This is a genomic window from Massilia pseudoviolaceinigra (assembly GCF_030846505.1).
GTDB classification, from domain to species: domain Bacteria; phylum Pseudomonadota; class Gammaproteobacteria; order Burkholderiales; family Burkholderiaceae_D; genus Telluria_A; species Telluria_A violaceinigra.
Map to the genome: position 1 here is coordinate 20,064 of NZ_JAVCWL010000028.1, position 18,742 is coordinate 38,805.

Below are 18,742 nucleotides of genomic sequence, written 5' to 3' on the forward strand. Positions count from 1 at the left end.
GGAATCGCCGATAATGCCCGGACGCGCCTTGTGCGCGCCACCGGCACGTCCCTGACGGGTACGTCCCTGTTCACCTCCCTCACCGAGAAACCCCATGCGTTTTCTTGTTTTATTGCTCGCCATCGGCCTGGCCGGATGCGGCACCATGCACATCGAAGAGAAAAATTTCATCCATCCCGACCGCAAGGACGCGCCCGCGCTGGCGCGCGCCGATGTCGCGGCGCTGCTGCCCGCCTACAGCGTGACCGAGGAAACGGTCGCCACGCCCGACGGCGCCACCCTGCGCGGGGTGTATCTGGCGCGTGCCGGCGCGGCCATCACCGTGCTCTACTTCGGCGGCAACGCCTTCCACCTCGACCAGCATGCGCGCGGCGTGCTGCCGCTGCTGGCCGCCTGCGGCAGCAATGTGGCCGTGTTCGACTACCGCGGCTATGGCCGCAGCAGCGGCGTGCCGACGGTGGAAAACATGCGGGCCGACGCGCTGCGCGTGTTCGACCATGTCAATGCCATCAATCCGGGCAAGGTGGCCGTGCATGGCCAGTCGCTGGGCAGCTTCATGGCGGCCTACGTGGCGAGCCAGCGGCCGGTTGCCAGGGGCATGGTGCTCGAAGCGACCGCCACCACCGTGCAGGAATGGACCGACGCCAACGTGCCCTGGTATCTGAAGCTGTTTTTGAAAGTGGACGTGGCCGACACGCTGCGCGGCGTGGATAACCAGGCGCTCGTCAGGGCCTGGCATGGTCCCAGCCTGGTGCTGTCGGGCGAGAAGGACCAACTGATCCCGGTGGCGATGTCGCGCAAGGTGTACGACGCGATCCCGGGTGAGACCAAGCAGTGGCATGTGGCCAAAGGAGCGAGCCACAACGGCATCCTGGCGCATCCCGACGTGGGCCCGGTGTACTGCGACTTTGTGCGCAAGCTGTAGGCCGACGCCAGTGGCAATCGCGCCGTCTGCGTTCTCGTCAGTCAGGTATCAAGCCAGCAACGCCTGTACTTGACGGAATAATTCAGGCTCGATCTGCCGCGCCTGGATGGCGAAATTAAGCTGTTTGGCGATCGACGCCACCTCAAGCGTACCCGGCTCGATCGGGTAAGTCCCGCGCGGCATCATCCAGCGAAGAACATCATCGAGGTGCCATAAGGTTGTACTTCCTGCATGCACCGGCACGGGAAAGGTTTCGGCGTTGTTGTAGGCCAGCTTGCGCATGTTTTGGCGACTTACCTCGGCAAACTCCGCAATGTCAGTGAGTCCCACCAGATCGGGGCGTACTTCAATAAGCACTGCTGTGGGAATGGCGCGCCTGACATCGGCAAGTGCACTGGTCATGGCGGCAAACGCGTTGTCAGCATGGCGGATGAATTCCAGGGCGACTCGCCCCGGGTGGCCGATACCGACCAAGGCATCGGTGCAGCCCTCCTCGCCCAGACGCTCGACAATCTCGTGTTGATCGTTATCGTCGCTAGACAATTGATAAGTGAGTTCAAAGAGAAAATTCATAACTACTCCTTTAAGGAATCGTCATCGTTGCTTTGCTTGTGGACGATGCAATTATCGACTGCCCGCTTTAACGTCCTGGCGTGGTCGCCAGTGCTTTTCGGCGTGCTCCACACCGACGTAATGCAATATTTGTGTCCCCGGCACGCTGCATCGTTATAGGGACAGAACATCTCTCCCCAGATGTGACTGCCACCGACTTTTATGCGCCAACCGTTTGCTTCAGCATGTTTGAGAGCATGCTCGATCTCCTTCTTGGGGTGGGACCTGCGCGCCATGTGCGTTTCTCCGATTGTCGCCACCAAAAATCCGGTTGTCAATCGACAACCAGCATTTGATTCGCTGCGAACGCCCTGCCTTTGGCGTACGTCAGGAACAAGCGTTCGATGGTGGCATCGGGTATGGGCAATTCGACACGAGAAAGATCAAAAAAAAACGGACGGGACCCGAAGGCGCCGTCCGTTTTTTGAGTGACCGCAAACAGGTCAGCTGACGATCGTCTGGTGCTCGTCACCTTCGCGCGCGCGGATGACGCCGATGCGCGAGACCTTCTCGCCGGCGGCCTGCAACTGGGCAAACGCCGCATCGGCATTTTCTTTCGACACGATGACGATCATGCCGATGCCGCAGTTGAACACGCGGTGCATTTCAGCGTCGGCCACGCCGCCGTGCTGCTGCAGCCACTGGAACAGCGGCGGCATGGTCCATGCCTTCGAATCGAGCACTGCCGTCAGCCCTGGCTGCAGCACGCGCGGCACGTTTTCGACCAGACCGCCGCCGGTGATGTGCACCATGCCTTTGACTTCCATCGATTCCATCAGCGCCAGCAGCGGCTTGACGTAAATACGGGTCGGCTCCATCAGCACGTCGGCCAGCGGGCGGCCGTGGAAGTCGGCGTTCAGGTCCGGCTTGGCCACTTCAATGATCTTGCGCACCAGCGAGTAACCATTCGAGTGCACGCCCGACGATGCCAGGCCCAGCACCACGTCGCCCGGCGTGATCTTGGTGCCGTCGATGATTTTCGATTTTTCCACCGCGCCGACCGCGAAACCGGCCAGGTCGTACTCGCCGGCCGGGTACATGCTCGGCATTTCCGCCGTTTCGCCGCCGATCAGCGCGCAACCAGCCTGCTCGCAGCCCTGGGCGATACCCTTGACGACGGCGGTGGCGGTCGGCACGTCGAGCTTGCCGCACGCGAAGTAATCGAGGAAGAACAGCGGCTCGGCGCCCTGCACCAGGATATCGTTGACGCTCATGGCGACCAGGTCGATGCCGACCGTGTCATGGCGGTTCAGTTCGAACGCGAGCCTGAGTTTGGTGCCCACGCCGTCGGTGCCGGACACCAGTACCGGCTCCTTGAACTTCTTGCTGATCTCGAACAGCGCGCCGAAACCGCCGATGCCGCCCATGACGCCTTCGCGCATGGTTTTCTTGGCAAACGGCTTGATCGCTTCGACCAGGGCGTCTCCGGCATCGATATCGACACCGGCGTCGCGGTAGGAGAGGGAAACATTAGAAAGTTGGCTCATGGTGTATTTGGCAGCGGAGGCGGTAAAATAGAAGGCGGCGAACCGATTCGAGCCGCGGGCGGCCAAAACTGGTCAATCCGCTATTTTATCAAAATGCCCCGTCCTAAGCCGATTTAACCCACATTACAACAATAAGATGCTTTTTTTCACAGTCACGGCACCCCAGCACAGCGTCGGCACCCTGCCAGCACCATCACCACCACCACGATGTGCGTGGCAGCTTCTATAATGCCTGATGTATACGACGGCGCAAGAATGAACTCATGAAACAGCTGGTACTCGATTTGGGCGCAGAGCAGGCGCACAGCCTCGATACCTTCGAGGTAGGGCAAAATGCCGAACTGGCGCATCTGATGCACCAGTTCGCGGAGCGTCGTTCGCGCGAACATTTCGCCTACCTGTGGGGCGAAACCGGCGCCGGCAAGACCCACCTGCTGCAGGCGCTGGCGGCCACGCCGCGCTCGCGCTACATCGCCTGCGACGCCCCCGAATCCGAATTCACGTACGCGCCCGAGACCACCCTGTACCTGCTCGACGACTGCGAGAAGCTCTCGCCCCAGGCCCAGATCGACGCTTTTGCCCTGTTCAACCAGATCCGCGAACACGGCGCCTACATGGTCAGCACCGGGCCGGTGCCACCGGTGGTGCTGCCGGTGCGCGAAGACCTGCGCACGCGCATGGGATGGGGCCTGATCTACCAGATTCACGGCCTGGCCGACGAACAGAAGATCGCCGCGCTCACGCATGCCGCCGAAGCGCGCGGTTTGACCTTGTCGGCCAGCGTGTTACCCTATCTGCTGTCCCATTTCAAGCGCGACATGCGCTCCCTGTCGACGATGCTAGACGCACTCGATCAGTATTCCCTCGAAACCCAGCGACCGGTCACCCTGCCGTTGCTGCGCGATTTACTATTACAAGCCAACCCGCAAGCGGACACCAAAGAATGAAGAACCTGGCGCTGTTTGACCTGGACCATACCCTGCTGCCGATCGATTCGGACCACGAATGGGGCGAATTTTTAGTCCGCACCGGCGCCGTCGATCCCGTCGAATTCAAGCGCCGCAACGACGAATTTTATGCCCAGTACCAGGCCGGCACGCTCGACCCGGTCGAATACCTCGAATTCGCGCTCGGCACCCTGGCGCGCTTTCCGCGCAAGGAGCTCGACGCCATGCACGCGCAGTTCATGGCCGAAGTGATCGAACCGGCCATCCTGCCGCGCGCGCGCGAGCTGCTCCAACAGCACCTTGATGCCGGCGACCTGGTGGCCATCATCACCGCCACCAACCGCTTCGTCACCGCGCCGATCGCCAGGGCGCTGGGCGTGGAGCACCTGATCGCCGCGGTGCCCGAAGAAGATGCCGACGGCAACCTGACCGGCAAACTGGTAGGGGTGCCGACATCGGGCGCCGGCAAGGTCACCCACACCCACGCCTGGCTGGCGCAGGTGGGCACGCCACTGGATGGCTTCGGGCGCAGCCACTTCTACAGCGATTCCCACAACGATATCCCCCTACTGTCCGTCGTCACCCATCCTGTCGCGACCAACCCGAACGCCGTGCTGGCGACCCACGCCACACGCCTTGGCTGGCCTTTACTCCATCTATTCAATGATTAAAAAATTCATCCGCAAAATGCTCGGCGTCAAAGAGAAGCAGCCAGTGCGCGACCTGACCGAACCCATCATCCTGGGCGCGGCGGAGCACGGGATCGATCCCAAGCTGCTGTCGTCGAACGCGATCCGCGTGACCCAGACATTGCAGGAGGCGGGCTTCAAGGCGTTCGTGGTGGGCGGCGCCGTGCGCGACCTGCTGCTGGCGGTCAAACCGAAGGACTTCGACATCGCCACCGATGCCACGCCCGAACAGGTCAAGCGCCTGTTCCGGCGCGCCTTCATCATCGGCAAGCGCTTCCAGATCGTGCACGTGATGTTCGGTTCCGACCTGCTGGAGGTAACCACCTTCCGCGGCGCCGGCGAGTCCAGCGCACCCAAGGACGAACACGGACGGGTCCTGCGCGACAATAACTTCGGCCCCCAGCACGAAGACGCCATGCGGCGCGACTTCACCATCAACGCCATGTACTACGATCCGGCCACGCAGGTGGTGCTGGACTACCACGGCGGCATTGCCGACATCCGCGACAAGACCCTGCGCATCATCGGCCAGCCCGAAGCGCGCTACCGCGAAGACCCGGTACGCCTGTTGCGCGTGGTGCGCTTCGCCGCACGCCTGGGCTTCACCATCGAGCCGCATACGCGCGAACCGATCCCTGTCATGGCGCCGTTGATCAACAACGTGCCGGCCGCGCGCGTGTTCGACGAAATGCTCAAGCTGCTCATGAGCGGCCACGCGCTGGCCTGCCTGCAGCAGCTGCGCAAGGAAGGCCTGCATCACGGCCTGCTGCCGCTGCTCGACGTGGTGCTGGAGCAGCCGATCGGCATGAAGTTCGTCACCCTGGCGCTCGAATCGACCGACAACCGCGTCAAGGCCGGCAAGGGCGTCTCGCCCGGCTTCCTGTTTGCGTCGCTGCTGTGGCACCAGGTGGTCGAGAAATGGACCGCCTACCGCGCGGCAGGCGAGTCGCCGATTCCGGCGCTGCACCTGGCGGCCGACGACGTGCTCGATTCGCAGACCGAAAAACTGGCCCTGCAGCGCAAGATCGGTTCGGACATGCGTGACATCTGGTCGATGCAGCCGCGTTTCGAGCGGCGCAACGGCAAGGCCCCGTACAAGCTGCTGGAACACCCGCGCTTTCGCGCCGGCTACGACTTCCTGCTGCTGCGCTGCGAGTCGGGCGAGATCGAGATGGAAATCGGCGAATGGTGGACCGCCTTTTATGAAGGGGACGCGGTCGAACGCGAAACCCTGCTCACCACCGCCGTGGCGGCACCGGCCGGCGCCAAGCGCAAGCGAGCGCCGCGCCGCGCGCCGCGCAACCGCGCCAGCGGCGACGGCGGCGACACCGCCACCACCAGCACCACCGGCAGCACCAGCGGCGACGAATGATCGCGTACGTCGGCATCGGCGCCAACCTGGGCGACGCGCGCGCCAACGTGACCGACGCCCTGGCGCGCCTGGCCGCGCTGGACGGCAGCCGCCTGCTGGCGCAATCGTCGGCCTGGCGCACCGCGCCGATCGACTCCTCGGGCGACGACTACATCAACGCGGTCGCCTGCATCGACACGAATCTGAGCGCGCAAGCCCTGCTGGCCGCGCTGCAGGCGATCGAACTGGCGCACGGGCGCGAACGGCCCTACCGCAACGCCCCGCGCACCCTCGACCTCGACATCCTGCTGTACAACGACGAACGGATCGACACGGCCAGCCTGCAGGTGCCGCATCCGCGCATGATCGAGCGCGCATTCGTGCTGGTGCCGCTGCTGGAAATCGCACCCGATATCGAGGTGCCGGGAAGTGGCCCGGCACGCGATTACCTGGCCGCCGTCGCCGGCCAGGCCATCGAACGACTGAACTGATATGCAGATTCCGATTTTTGTGCAGACCGCGGGCCTGCTGGTCCTGTCGAACATCTTCATGACGATTGCCTGGTATGGCCACCTGAAGAACATGTCGAGCAAGGCGTGGTGGTATGCGGCGCTGGTCAGTTGGGCCATCGCCCTGTTCGAATACCTGCTGCAGGTGCCGGCCAACCGCCTCGGCCATACGCAATACAGCCTGGCGCAGCTCAAGATCCTGCAGGAAGCCATCACCCTGACGGTGTTCGTCCCGTTCGCGATGTTCTACATGGGCGAACCGTTCAAGCTCGATTACGTATGGGCCGGGCTATGCCTGGTCGGCGCCGTCTACTTCATCTTCCGCAGCTGACCGGCACATGCCTGCGCTTGGCTGTAACGATGCGGCGCGCAGGCAGATAAAATCGATACGCCGGACCGATTTTGCGGGAAGCGGGAGAGACATCGGCCTTCCGTACAATCCGGGCAGCCTCTGTTCGCCTGTCATCAACAATCTTGCATCGATCGCGCGCGCCCCTGCATGCAATGCGTCGGCAAGAGGGAACGCCGCATCATTTCCACTGCGTCTTGCGCTGACGCTTCCAGCAGCGTTGTCGGTTGTGGAGGTGGCTATTGACGGTTTCGTATCCGTGTGGAAAACAACGAGAACAACCGTTGTCGTTCCCAATCATTACCCGGGAGACACTTGTTCCGGATATTTTTCGGGGAAAATCCGCCAAGCCGTATTCGTTGTACCCGTAGGCATTTATCAGGCGTGCATGTCGTTTCACTGTACTCTCCATTAGTTAATAACCTAATGAAGAGCGCCTTTTGCAATTGCCTTGAGCACGTCAAAAATCCTTTGAAGTTTGGTGCATCCACCTTGGCGCCCATTGTATTCGGCGCGCCTGTTCCTGCTTGCCCTTTGATGATAACTATTTCATCCGACACGGTCAACGCTCATGGTTTGCCGCGCCGCACCAATCCCCAAGGCCGGCCTGAGCGTGCCAGGCGCGCTCGACCTCATCTCCCCCAGCCGATCCAAGCACATTACGGCGGTTGAGATTACACTATGCGCCGTTGCGACCATTTTGATATCAAAGGACTATTATGAGCGGTTATCTGCAGGGTAAGGACATGGCGGGCGGCGACACTCCGGCGCCTGTCAAACCGGTGGTGACGAAGGCGGTGACGATTCCTTCGCTGAACGCGATGCGTGCTTCGGGCGCCAAGATCACGATGCTGACCTGCTACGACGCCAGCTTTGCGACCTTGATGGACCGCTGCGGCGTGGAAGTGCTGCTGATCGGCGATTCGCTGGGCATGGTCTGCAATGGACATCAATCGACCTTGCCGGTGACGGTGGCCGAGATCGCGTACCACACCGCCGCTGTCGCGCGCGGCAACAAGAGCGCGATGGTACTGGCCGATATGCCTTTCGGCAGCTACGGCACGCCGGAAGCGGCGTTCAACAACGCCGTGCAGCTGATGCAGGCTGGCGCGCACATGGTCAAACTCGAGGGCGGTGCGTGGCTGGCCGAGACGATCCGCTTTTTGACCGACCGCGCGGTGCCGGTGTGCGCGCACCTGGGGCTCACGCCGCAGTCGGTGCACCAGCTGGGTGGCTACAAGGTGCAGGGCAAGAGCATCGAAAGCGCGGCCCAGCTCAAGGCCGATTCGCTGGCGCTGGAAGCCGCTGGTGCGGCAATTGTACTGTTCGAGGCGATTCCCAGCGCCTTGGGCAAGGAGTTGACCGAGGCGCTGAAAGTGCCGACGATTGGCATCGGCGCGGGGCCGGACTGTTCGGGCCAGGTGCTGGTGATGCACGATATCCTGGGCGTTTTCCCGGGGCGCAAAGCGCGCTTCGTGAAGAACTTCATGGACGGGCAGACCAGCATCGATGCCGCCGTCAGCGCGTATGTTAACGCGGTCAAGGATGGCAGTTTTCCGGCGCTGGAGCACTGTTTCTAAGCCACCGCACCCCACTCCGTCGTTCCGGGCATTGCCAGGAACGACGGGGATTAGCGCAATCCGTACCGCTTCATTTTATTCAACAGCCCCACCCGCGAAATCCCCAACTGCTTGGCCGCATGCGTGTGGTTGTGCGCCGTCTCATCAAGCGCGGCGACGATCAGGCGCTTTTCCAGCGCCGCTACCTGCGCATCGAGCAAGCCATCCCCCTCCACCGCCACCGGCGCGGCCGCTTCGCCGCAGGCCAGCGCCAGGTCGTCGACCGTGATCACATCGGCACTCCCCGCCAGTGCCGCCGCCGTCGACACCGAATGCTGCAGCTCGCGCACATTGCCCGGCCAGTTCCTCGACACCACCCACTCCAGCGCGTCCGGCGCCAGCCGCTTGGGCGGGGACAGCCTGGCCGCCACCGCCTGCACGATCAGCGCCACATCCTCGGCCCGTTCGGCCAGCGCCGTGGTCCTGACCTGGATGCCTTTGAGCCGATAAAACAAATCATCGCGAAACGATTTTTCCTCGACCATCGCCGCCAGGTCGCGGTTGGTCGCCGCCACCACGCGCACATCGACCCGTGTTTCGCTGCGCGCGCCGACCGCGAAAAAACTCCCGGCCTGCAAAAAGCGCAGCAGCTTGACCTGCATCGCCAGCGGCATGTCGCCGATCTCGTCGAGGAACAGGGTGCCGCCGTTGGCCGCCGCGATCAAGCCGATGCGGTCGCGGTCCGCCCCCGTGAAGCTGCCCTTGCAGTGCCCGAACAACTCGCTCTCGAACAGCTCCGCCGGAATCGCACCGCAGTGCACCGCCACGAACGGCTTGGCGCTGCGCTTGCCGTTGGCGTGCAGCGCGCGCGCCACCAGTTCCTTGCCGGTGCCGCTCGGCCCCGTGATCATCACCGGCACCTCGGTCGGGCCGATGCGCCGGATCAGCGCGCGCAGGTCGCGCAGGTCGGTGCTGATGCCGATCAGGCCCATGGTGGCGTCGCTTGGTTCGGCGCGGGCGCGCCACTCGGCCAGCTCGCGTTCCAGGCGGCGCTTGGTCAGCGCGCGCTCGACCACCACCCGCAGCAGGTCCGGGTCGAGCGGCTTGGGTAAAAAGTCCCAGGCACCGGCGGCCATCGCGCGCAAGGCCAGTTCGCGGTCTGCGTGGCCGGTCATCACCACCACCGGCGCCGCGGCCAGGCCGGGCAGCAGCGCCAGCCCTTCATCGGGGCGGAACGATGGCGGCAGCGCCAGGTCGAGCAGCACCAGGTCGAAGGTGTGGTCAGCGCACAGCGCCAGCACCTGTTCGCTTGACGCTGCGACCTTGACGTCGTAGCCAAGGCTGGCCAGCCAGTTGCCGCACAGGCGCTGGAAGGCGGGTTCGTCGTCGACGAGAAGAATGCGTTCGGTAGTCATGGCGAGCCTGGTAAAAGAAGTTCAAAGCAGCAGTTCCAGCCAGCCCGTTCGCCCAGCCTGACGCTGCCGCCGTGGGCCTCGACCAGGCGCCTGACGATCGCCAGGCCAAGGCCGGTGCCGCCGGGACGGCGCGTGGTGAAGGGCTGGAACAGGTCGGCGGCCAGATCGGCGGGCACGCCCGGGCCGTTGTCGCACACGCGCAGCAGTACCCAGCCATCGGCCTGCGCTTCGGCGGCGACCAGGATGCGCGGGTCCGGGCGGCCGCGCAGCATGGCCATGGCGTTGCCAATCAAGTTGCCGAGGATTTGTTCGCCGCGCATCGGGTCGATGTGCAGGCACAGGGCCTCGTCCACATCGAGCGCGATGGCTTGCGAGGGATGGCCGGCGGCGACCCGCTGCACCAGTTCGGCCACGGGCACACGCTGGCGGTTCAGGCGCACTTCGCCCGAATAACTGAGCAAGTCCTGGATCAGATGGTCGGCGCGCTCGATCTGGGCGCGGATCTCGGCGCGCACCTCCGCCGGCGCCATCACCGCCGCCATGCTGATGATGTTGAGCGGGTTGCGCAGTTCGTGCGCTACCGTCGCCGCCAGGCCGCCCAGTTCCAGCAGGTGGGCCTGCTGCAGGCGCTCCTTTTCGTGCTCCGCATAGCGCAGCAACTGGTCCAGCCGCGCCGCCGCAGCCGCCAGCAGGGCGCCGAACACTTCGCCCACCCGGGTCACGCTCGGGGTCGCGCCTTCCCACTCCATCAGGTCACTGCGCCAGTGCGGCGCCTCGCCTTCCTTGCCGGCGGCGAGATAGCAGTGCACGCCCGGCTTGCCCGCGGCGTCGCCGGCCTGCCTGGCGTCGCCCAGCACCACCCGCATCGGCTGGCGCAGGTGCGCACCGAGGGTGGACGCCGCGATGCGCTCGAGCTCCTGCCAGCTGCTGGCGGCGTCGAGCCGCAGGCGCCAGTCGGCCAGCACGCCCGCTTCCAGATGCGCGCCGGGGAACACCAGCCGCTCCATGGCGCGGCGCGACGGGCCTTCCAGCACCAGCATCACGCCCAGCATCGCGGTGCCGAGCAGCCATAGCTGCCACAGGGGCATGGCGGCCAGCGGCGCGAAGCCGGTGCGCGCGGCCACGCTGAGCAGCAGGCTGGCCAGGGCCACCGTGATGGCCATCAGCACCAGCCAGGCCAGCAGGCGATTGGCCCACAGGTTCACCACCATCAGGTCGTAGCGCAGGATGCCGAACACCAGCAGCAGCGCGTAGCCCGGCAGCAGGATCACGCTGTAGGGGAAGATGTCGATCCCGAGCGAGGCGTTGAGGAACATCAGCGAGGCGCCCGATCCCCAGACGCCCGCAAACCAGATCGCCAGGATCTTGCCGCGCTGTTTGGGCGCTGCCGCCGGCCACGCCGCCAGCAGCAGCAGGTAGGCCCAGACGCTGATCGAGCTGACGACAATGCCGGGTATCCAGCCCCACACCGGGAAAAAGTAGTAGCGCCGGAAGCCCAGCCAAGGCGCCAGCGTGCCCATGTCGAGCAGCTGGATCAGCACGAGGGTCGCGATGCCGAGCAGGTAGACCGCCAGCAGCTGGCGCGGGCGGTCGCGCTGCAGGAAGCGGAACACGAAGTGCAGGAAGAACACCGCGTTGATCGGGCCGCAGTTGACCAGCCGTTTGCCCAGCGCGGCCACGCTGTCGTCGCCCAGGTGCATGCCCAGCTGCCCCAGCGCCCAGCAGCCGATACCGACGCAGAACAGCGCCAGCGGCTTGATGCCGCTCTGGTGCGGCGCCTTGGCCCACAGCCAGGCTGCCAGTCCCAGGCTGATGCAACTCTGGAACACCAGGGAGAAATAGTAAACGCGATAAATGTCCATGGGCCCAAGTGTAAGGCAGCTTGATAGTTGCAACGGGCTAACTATATAGCAAGTTGACAGCCAGTGCGTATCGCTTGGCAATTTTCTGTTTAAAAACAGCAGCTTAGAGATCGCGGCGCGGGTGGCATGCGGCTTGCGTATTGATGAGTAGTACGGCGCAGGCCGGAACGACTCAGCAAAGGCATCGAAGCATCATGAAAACACTGAATTTCTCCGGCATCGACGCGCTGGTGCCATCCAAAATCATCTGGATGCGGGTCAACCGCGTGCTGGCATGGGCCTTGATCGTCTCGCCGCTGGCGCAGTGGGCACTCGGAACCTCGTTCATGCGCGGGCTGGCGCTCGACCTGGTGATTCTGGTGGCGCATGCGGCGATGTCGCTGGCCTTGTTCGGCGTGCCCAAAGCGCCGGCGCGCCGCTTCAGCGCGGCAATGCACGTCTTCGGCCGGCAGCCGCCAGGCCTGAGTCCGCGCAACCGGTTTCTATTGAGCGGTTACCGGCTCGGATTGGCGCTGGTGTCTTTGGCGCTGGGGTCGGCGCTGATCGTGGCGCTGCGCCTCATGCCCTCCTACCTCGCCTACGTGGGGTTGCTCTGGATTGTTGCCGTTCCATCGTCCGTGATCGTTTTCTGGCCGCTCCTGCGCATGCCGGTGACGCTGTTCCAGCACCTCGAAGCGTCCATCGTCCAGGCGTTGCGGCGCTGGGGCATGCGCCAGAACGCGGACAGCGTGGCCATCTTGATCGTCATTGTCTTTTTCATGTCGTCCTTCATTAACCTGATCAGGTAGTCACCATCATGTTTGCCTTCGCCGCAGCACCGAATCACTTCGTTTTCCCGTCACTGACAAGGCGCAATGCCGGCATGCCGCAACTGGGCACGCTCGACGACGACCTGCTGACGGTCGCCACGTGGCAGCGCATCGCCCTCGCCGCCCTGCCCGCGCTGACGCTGGCCGCGTTCGCAGTGCTGTACGCGCACGGTGCTTATCTGGCGCTGCCGGTGGTGATGCTGATGCACTTCGTGGTCACGGTGGCCTACCTGCACGACGTGGCGCACGGCTCGGCGGGCCTCGATGCGCGCGCCACGCACTGGGCGCTGTTCATCGTCAGCGTACTGGTGCTGCAAAGCGGGCATGCATTCCGCTACACGCATCTGCACCACCATGCCCACTGCCTGGAAGATGACGACCTGGAAGGCGCACCGGCACGCGGCGGCCTGCTCGGCGCGCTGCTTTGCGGCCCGCTGTACCTGCCCCGCCTGTGGCGCGAATCGCTGCGCAAGATCCGGGCGGCGCGCGACCGGCGCTGGATGGTCGCCGAACTGGCCACCGCGTTGGCGCTGGCGCAGCTGGCCCTGTGGCTGACACGCTGGAGCAACGGGCCGCTGGTCTACGCCGCCATGGCCTGGATCGGCGGCTGGTTCTATCCGCTGGCGACGGCTTATCTGCCACACTACAAACCGGGCAGCAAGCCGCTCGAACAGGCCCGCACCATGCGCGGCGCCATCGTTCCGGCGCTGTTCATGAACCTGACTTACCACCTAGAGCATCATCTGTATCCGCAAGTGCCGACGATGAATCTGCGGCGCCTGTCGCGCCGGCTCGACCCGCATTTCGAGGCGCGCGGACTGCGGCCGACGCAGGTGTACTGAGCGTCGCGCCGGCGGCTAAACATATCGCCAGCATCGCCGATACCGATTCAAACTCTTCGGCCGGGCCATGCGCGCGCAATACCTCGGGCGGCGCATATCCCCACGCCACGGCGCCGAACGCCACGCCTGCCTTCGTGGCCGCGTCGGCATCGGTGCCCTGGTCGCCGACGTACAGCGCGTCGCCCGCGTCAACCTGGCATTGCCTGGCCACCTTGCGGATGCGCGAGGCTTTGCCGAAGACCGACATGCCGCACTCGAAACGGCTGAACAGCCCACTTAACTCCGGCCCGAGCACGCAACGCACATTCTGCTCCGAGTTGGACGACACCACCGCCAGCACGACGCCGGCGTCAGCCAGCGCCAGCAAGGCATCGGCCACGCCGCCGAACAGGGCAATGCTGTCCGCATTCTCGCTCATCAAGCCGATGAAGCTTTTCGCGACCACCGGCATTTTCCAGGCAGGCATGCCGATGTAGCGCATGATCTCGCGCGTGCCCATGCTGCGCATCAGCGCCACCTGATCGCCCTCGATGCGCGTGAGACCATGCTTGTCCGCCAGGCCGTTGTACACGCTCTGGAAGAAAGGGAACGAGTCGGCCAGGGTACCGTCGAAGTCGAAAATGACCAGCCGGTACTTCAGGCGCGGGGCTGCTGTGCGCTCATCCAATCTGGATCCATGTGGTTTTCAGTTCCGTGTACTTGTCGAAAGCGTGCAGCGATTTATCGCGCCCGTTGCCCGACTGCTTGACGCCGCCGAACGGCACCGTGATGTCGTCGCCATCGTACTGGTTCACGTGCACCGTTCCGGCGCGCAGGGCGCGCGCGGTCTTGATCGCGCGGCTCAGATCGGCCGTCCACACGGCTGCCTGCAAGCCGTACTGGGTCGAATTGGCCTGGCGCACGGCGTCGTCGATGTCGGTGAAACTGAGCACCGACAGCACCGGTCCGAAGATCTCTTCGCGCGCGATGCTCATGCTGCCGTCGACCTGGTCGAACAGCGTCGGCGCCACGTAGAAGCCGCCGCTGTCGGTACGTGCGGCCACGCCGCCGGCCAGCAGCTTGGCGCCGGCCTGCTTGCCCTGCTCGATGTAGCCCATCACGGTCTTCATCTGGGCCGCATCGACGATGGCGCCCATGATGGTGGCCTCGTCGAGCGGGTCGCCCGGCGCAAAATCGGGCACCAGCGCCAGCGCTTTTTCAAGAAAGGCATCCTTGATCGAGGCCTCGACGAACAGGCGCGAAGGCGCATTGCAGCTTTCGCCCTGGTTGAAGTAGATCGAGCCGACGGCCGCGCTCACCGCCGCATCGAGATCGGGACAGTCGGCGCAGACGATGTTGGCCGATTTGCCGCCCAATTCGGTCCAGGCGCGCTTGAGGTTCGATTGCCCGGCCATCTGCAATATCTGCTTGCCGACCTTGGTGGAGCCCGTAAAGCCGATGCAATCGACATCCATGTGCAGCGCCAGCGCCGCCCCGGCTTCATGGCCATAGCCGGGAACGACGTTAAACACGCCCGCCGGCAGCCCGGCTTCGAGCGCGATTTCGGCCAGCCGCAGCGCCGTCAGGGGCGACTTTTCGGACGGCTTGAGGATCACGCTGTTGCCGGCGGCGAGCGCCGGGGCGATCTTCCAGGCCGCCATGATCATCGGGTAGTTCCACGGCACGATGGCCGCCACCACGCCGACCGGCTCGCGCGTGATCAGCGCCAGGCTGTTCTCGCCCGTGGGCGCGATTTCGTCGTAGATCTTGTCGATCGCCTCGCCGTACCAGCGGATGCAGTTGGCCGCCGCCGGCACGTCCACGCTCTGGCTGTACTTGATCGGTTTGCCCATGTCGAGCGTCTCCAGCAAGGCCAGTTCGTCGGCGTGCGCCAGGATCAGGTCAGCGAATTTGATCAGGACGCGCTTTCTCGCCGCCGGAGCCTGGCCGGCCCAGCGCCGGTCCTCGAACGCCGCGCGCGCCGCCGCCACGGCCGCGTCGACATCGAGGCCGTCGCAGCGCGCGACAAGGCCCAGCTGGCGGCCGTCGATGGGCGAGAGATTATCGAACCGCTGTTCCGATCTGGCCCAGACGCGCTCACCGCCGATGAATGCGCGCCCGTCGATGCTGAGGGCTGCCGCCCGTTCGTGCCATTGTTTGTTCGATTGTGTAGCTGCCATGCTGTGCTCCCTAAAAACTCACTACTGTCGATACGCCGATAACATGATTGCCGCGGCGGTACTGGTCGTCCGATGTCTTGAATACCCTGGCGTTGGCGCGGTCGTAGCGGTATTCGCCCTTCACGCTCACGCCCGGCATGAGCAAGTACTGCGTGCCCAGCGAGAGCGCCGCGCGGTTGGCGCCACGGGTGGGGTCGAGCACCACCCAGTCCTCGCCGCTCCAGACCATGCCGGCGCCAAAGCCGTTGCGCCCGTCCGGGCAGTTCGCTTCAAGCCCGCCCAGGTCCTTGCAGCCGCTGCCCAGGGTCGATCCGAACACGCCACCTCCGCCCCTGCTGTTGTGGATGTAGTCGAGCCGGGCGATGGCTTCGAGGCGCGGCATGACCTTGTACGACATCAGCGACGACAGGCCGTACCAGCGCTGGCGCGGCACGTTGTAGCGATTGGCGGGGGTGGCCTGCTGGCGCCCATAGCTTAACTGACCCTGGAAATTCCAGTCGCCACGCGTGTGGTAGCCGTCCACTTCCAGCAGGTCGAGGCGCCCAAACGAGCTGTCGTCGTCGAAGCCCGAGTGGGTGCCTGACATGCCCAGCCCGGCGAACTCGCTTTTGGCGTAATCGACGCGGTAGAACAGGCCCGGGGTTTTCTCGCGCGCGTGGTCGATGCGGGCGCTGTTCATATTGCCGGCCATGATTTTGGTATCGAATTTGCCGCGCACGAACTGCAGGCCGGCCCCGGTATAGAAATTCGCGGCCGAGAAATCGAACAACAGGTTGTGGGTAATGAGCTTGTTCTGGGTCGAGGCAATGTATTCGTAGCCGCTCCAGTCGGGAATCTGGCCGGCGAACACGCGCGTCGACAAACCGCCCAGCGGAATCGAGACCGACGCTTCATGCACCAGGTTGCCGAAGTTGTAGCCGGCCGCCGTGCCCTTGCTGGGCATGAGGGAGATTTTCAGCCTGGCGCCCCCTTCGAGCTCCTTGTCGACATTGAGCATGGCGCTGCCGAAGTAGGTATTGTCGTAGCCGAAGCTCTCGCCGGACCCGTTGACCGAGCTGTTATTGTTCAGGAAGACGAAGCTCGACGTGCTGGCGTTGCGGTTGCGGATATAGGTCGGATCGATATAGCCAGAGATCTTCAGGCCCTTCAAGCCGCTGGTCTCGGCGGCATCGTCGGCAGCGTCGCTCTTGACGCGCAGGCGCGCCAGTTCGGCCGAGTCCTCCGATTGGGACCGTTCGGACCTTTCGATCATCGCTTCGAGCTTGTGCACGTGCGCCTTGAGGGCGTCGAGTTCGGCCTTGAGTTCTTGGGTGGTCTGGGCTTGCGCGATGACGGGACAAGCTGCGGCGATGGCGATGACGGCGTTGCGGTAGACGTGCATGGATCACTCCTCGGGCCAACGGTGAGGGTGGTGGGCACGCCGTGCCCACCACCGTAAACAGCGGCCGAAGAGCGTGCTATGACTTGACTGCGGCCGCCACCTGCTTCTGGCGCTGCCGCTCGGCGCGCGCCATCATGATGGCGGCGACGATCACGCCGGTCGACACCACCAGAATTGTCAATGCCGCCACCGCGTTCACGCGCGGGTCCAGGCCCAGGCGCGCACGTGACATGATCACCAGCGGCAGGGTCGTCGCGCCCGGACCGGACAGGAAGTTCGACAGCACCACATCGTCGAGCGAGAGCGTAAACGTGAGCAGCCAGGCCGAAGCCAGCGACTGCGTGATGTTCGGCAGCGTCACCAGAAAGAAAACCTGGTGCGGGCGGCAGCCGAGGTCCATGGCCGCTTCTTCGAGCGAGCGGTTCATTTCGCGCAGGCGCGACTGCACCACCACGGCCGCATACGCCATGCCGAGCAGCGTGTGCCCGATCCAGATGGTGAAGGCGCCGCGTTCGGGAAAGCCGAACATCTTCTGCACCGACACCAGCATCAGCAGCAGCGACAGGCCGATGATCACCTCGGGCATGACCAGCGGCGCGCTGACCATCCCGGAAAACAGCAGGCGGCCGGGAAAGCGCTTGTAGCGGTTCAGGGCAAAGGCGGCAAAGGTCCCCAGCACCACGGCCGATGTGGCGCTCATCAGGGCGATTTTCAGCGACAGCACGAAGCCGCTGACCAGTTCCGCATCGTTGAACAGTTCCGGGTACCACTGGGTGGAAAAGCCGCTCCACACCATGTCCTGGCGCGAGCTGTTAAACGAAAACACGACCAGCACCACGAGCGGCAGGTACAGGAACAGGTAGCCCAGCGAGAGCCATCCGCAGCCGAACCAGCGGGCCAGCGCGGTCTTGTCCATTCGCTTGTTCAGTTGCTTGCTCATGCGCGGCCCTCCGCTTCCTGTTCGGCTTTGTATTTATTGAAGATCGCCATCGGCACCAGGATTAGCATGATCGCCACCACCGCCAGCGCCGAGGCGCGCGGCCAATCGGTGTTGACGAAAAATTCGTCCCACAGCAGGCGTCCGATCATCAGCGTCTCGGGGCCGCCGAGCAGCTCGGGAATGACGAATTCTCCCACCGCCGGAATGAACACCAGCATGGCGCCGGCGATGATGCCCGATTTCGACAGCGGCACGGTGATGCGCCAGAAGGCTTGCCACGGGGTGGCGCCCAGGTCGGCCGCCGCTTCCAGGAAGCGCACGTCCATCTTCACCAGGTTGGCGTACAGCGGCAGGATCATGAACGGCAGGTAGGCATAGAACATCCCCAGCACCAGCGCGAACGGGGTGTTCATCATTTTCAGCGGTTCGGTAATCACGCCGAGCCACAGCAGCAGATTGTTGAGCAGGCCCTGGTTGGCCAGGATGCCCTTCCAGGCGTAGATGCGCAGCAGGAAGGATGTCCAGAACGGCAGCATCACCATCATCAGCAGCACCGGACGATACGCCGGTTTGGCGCGCGCCATGAAGTAGGCGAAGGGGTAGCCGGTCACCAGGCACAGGACCATGGTCAGGCCCGCGTAGGCGAGCGAACGCAGGAAGGTCCACAGGTAGTTGTCGTCCTCGGTGAGGGCGACGTAGTTGACGATCTTGGCCTTGATGCTGATCACCCCATCGCTAAAGGTGAGCAAAGGACCGAACGGGCTGCCGGTGTCGTCGAGTTCCGCAAAACTCATGCGCAGCACGATCAGGAACGGGATCAGGAAGGCGATCGTCAGCCAGACGAAGGGCAGGCCGATGACGAAGCGGCGGCCGGCCGCCGGGGGGCGCAGGATTGTACTCATGGCC

Annotated in this window: 17 protein-coding genes and 1 pseudogene; 9 read left to right on the top strand and 9 right to left on the bottom strand. The window is 64.2% G+C overall.

Annotated elements, in window-relative coordinates:
- Positions 1–94: 94 nt before the first annotated feature.
- Positions 95–925 (top strand): alpha/beta hydrolase, encoded by an 831-nt coding sequence (locus RBA40_RS24090; RefSeq protein WP_306650597.1) that lies wholly within the window; start codon positions 95–97, stop codon positions 923–925.
- A gap of 48 nt (positions 926–973) precedes the next feature.
- On the opposite strand, the gene RBA40_RS24095 is transcribed toward RBA40_RS24090, so the two are convergent.
- Together RBA40_RS24095 and purM are read right to left on the bottom strand one after the other, a co-directional pair.
- Positions 974–1,498 carry a helix-turn-helix transcriptional regulator gene (locus RBA40_RS24095; protein WP_306650598.1) on the bottom strand — a complete coding sequence of 175 codons (525 nt, stop codon included), beginning with the start codon at positions 1,496–1,498 and terminating at the stop codon, positions 974–976.
- 482 nt (positions 1,499–1,980) lie between these two features.
- Positions 1,981–3,024, bottom strand: coding sequence for a phosphoribosylformylglycinamidine cyclo-ligase (gene purM, locus RBA40_RS24105; protein ID WP_206090503.1), 1,044 nt, complete (start codon positions 3,022–3,024; stop codon positions 1,981–1,983).
- A gap of 263 nt (positions 3,025–3,287) precedes the next feature.
- Here purM and hda point away from each other — a divergent pair, with 263 nt between their 5' ends.
- From hda to panB, 6 genes are all read left to right on the top strand, one after another.
- A complete protein-coding gene (hda, locus tag RBA40_RS24110) occupies positions 3,288–3,971 on the top strand; it encodes a DnaA regulatory inactivator Hda (RefSeq protein ID WP_099874947.1) in 684 nt (227 codons plus the stop codon).
- Positions 3,968–4,642: a histidinol-phosphatase gene (locus tag RBA40_RS24115; protein ID WP_306650604.1), complete on the top strand. Its 675-nt coding sequence runs from the start codon at positions 3,968–3,970 to the stop codon at positions 4,640–4,642. Before hda ends, RBA40_RS24115 begins: the two co-directional genes overlap by 4 nt.
- Entirely contained in the window at positions 4,635–6,032 is a 1,398-nt protein-coding gene (gene pcnB, locus RBA40_RS24120) for a polynucleotide adenylyltransferase PcnB (protein ID WP_306650606.1), read from the top strand. Before RBA40_RS24115 ends, pcnB begins: the two co-directional genes overlap by 8 nt.
- Positions 6,029–6,502 carry a 2-amino-4-hydroxy-6-hydroxymethyldihydropteridine diphosphokinase gene (folK, locus tag RBA40_RS24125; RefSeq protein WP_306650609.1) on the top strand — a complete coding sequence of 158 codons (474 nt, stop codon included), beginning with the start codon at positions 6,029–6,031 and terminating at the stop codon, positions 6,500–6,502. The genes pcnB and folK overlap by 4 nt, the downstream gene beginning before the upstream one ends.
- A 1-nt stretch (position 6,503) precedes the next feature.
- Entirely contained in the window at positions 6,504–6,851 is a 348-nt protein-coding gene (locus RBA40_RS24130; RefSeq protein WP_306650611.1) for a DMT family protein, read from the top strand.
- Between the two features lie 737 nt (positions 6,852–7,588).
- Positions 7,589–8,449: a 3-methyl-2-oxobutanoate hydroxymethyltransferase gene (gene panB / locus RBA40_RS24135; RefSeq protein WP_306650612.1), complete on the top strand. Its 861-nt coding sequence runs from the start codon at positions 7,589–7,591 to the stop codon at positions 8,447–8,449.
- A gap of 50 nt (positions 8,450–8,499) precedes the next feature.
- Here the strand turns inward: panB and RBA40_RS24140 are convergent, their stop codons facing one another.
- Both RBA40_RS24140 and RBA40_RS24145 read right to left on the bottom strand, forming a co-directional pair.
- Positions 8,500–9,843 (bottom strand): sigma-54-dependent transcriptional regulator, encoded by a 1,344-nt coding sequence (locus RBA40_RS24140; RefSeq protein ID WP_306650614.1) that lies wholly within the window; start codon positions 9,841–9,843, stop codon positions 8,500–8,502.
- Entirely contained in the window at positions 9,840–11,705 is a 1,866-nt protein-coding gene (locus tag RBA40_RS24145; protein ID WP_306650616.1) for a sensor histidine kinase, read from the bottom strand. The genes RBA40_RS24140 and RBA40_RS24145 overlap by 4 nt, the downstream gene beginning before the upstream one ends.
- A 194-nt stretch (positions 11,706–11,899) precedes the next feature.
- Here RBA40_RS24145 and RBA40_RS24150 point away from each other — a divergent pair, with 194 nt between their 5' ends.
- Positions 11,900–12,493, top strand: a complete 594-nt coding sequence (locus RBA40_RS24150; protein ID WP_306650617.1) for a hypothetical protein — start codon at positions 11,900–11,902, stop codon at positions 12,491–12,493.
- Positions 12,494–12,501: 8 nt separating this feature from the next.
- A complete protein-coding gene (locus RBA40_RS24155) occupies positions 12,502–13,356 on the top strand; it encodes a fatty acid desaturase (protein ID WP_306650619.1) in 855 nt (284 codons plus the stop codon).
- A gap of 118 nt (positions 13,357–13,474) precedes the next feature.
- On the opposite strand, the pseudogene RBA40_RS24160 reads toward RBA40_RS24155, so the two are convergent.
- From RBA40_RS24160 to RBA40_RS24180, 5 genes and pseudogenes are all read right to left on the bottom strand, one after another.
- A pseudogene (locus RBA40_RS24160) lies at positions 13,475–14,023 on the bottom strand (HAD hydrolase-like protein); the annotation flags it as partial.
- On the bottom strand, positions 14,016–15,515 hold the full coding sequence (locus tag RBA40_RS24165; protein WP_306650621.1) for an aldehyde dehydrogenase: 1,500 nt from the start codon (positions 15,513–15,515) through the stop codon (positions 14,016–14,018). The pseudogene RBA40_RS24160 and the gene RBA40_RS24165, both read right to left, overlap by 8 nt.
- Positions 15,516–15,525: 10 nt before the next feature.
- Positions 15,526–16,896 carry a DUF3138 family protein gene (locus RBA40_RS24170; protein WP_306650623.1) on the bottom strand — a complete coding sequence of 457 codons (1,371 nt, stop codon included), beginning with the start codon at positions 16,894–16,896 and terminating at the stop codon, positions 15,526–15,528.
- Positions 16,897–16,972: 76 nt separating this feature from the next.
- The gene (locus RBA40_RS24175) at positions 16,973–17,836 is read right to left on the bottom strand and encodes an ABC transporter permease subunit (protein WP_374710543.1); all 864 of its coding nucleotides are present in this window, start codon (positions 17,834–17,836) and stop codon (positions 16,973–16,975) included.
- Positions 17,833–18,738, bottom strand: coding sequence for an ABC transporter permease subunit (locus RBA40_RS24180; RefSeq protein ID WP_306650624.1), 906 nt, complete (start codon positions 18,736–18,738; stop codon positions 17,833–17,835). Before RBA40_RS24180 ends, RBA40_RS24175 begins: the two co-directional genes overlap by 4 nt.
- Positions 18,739–18,742: the final 4 nt, after the last annotated feature.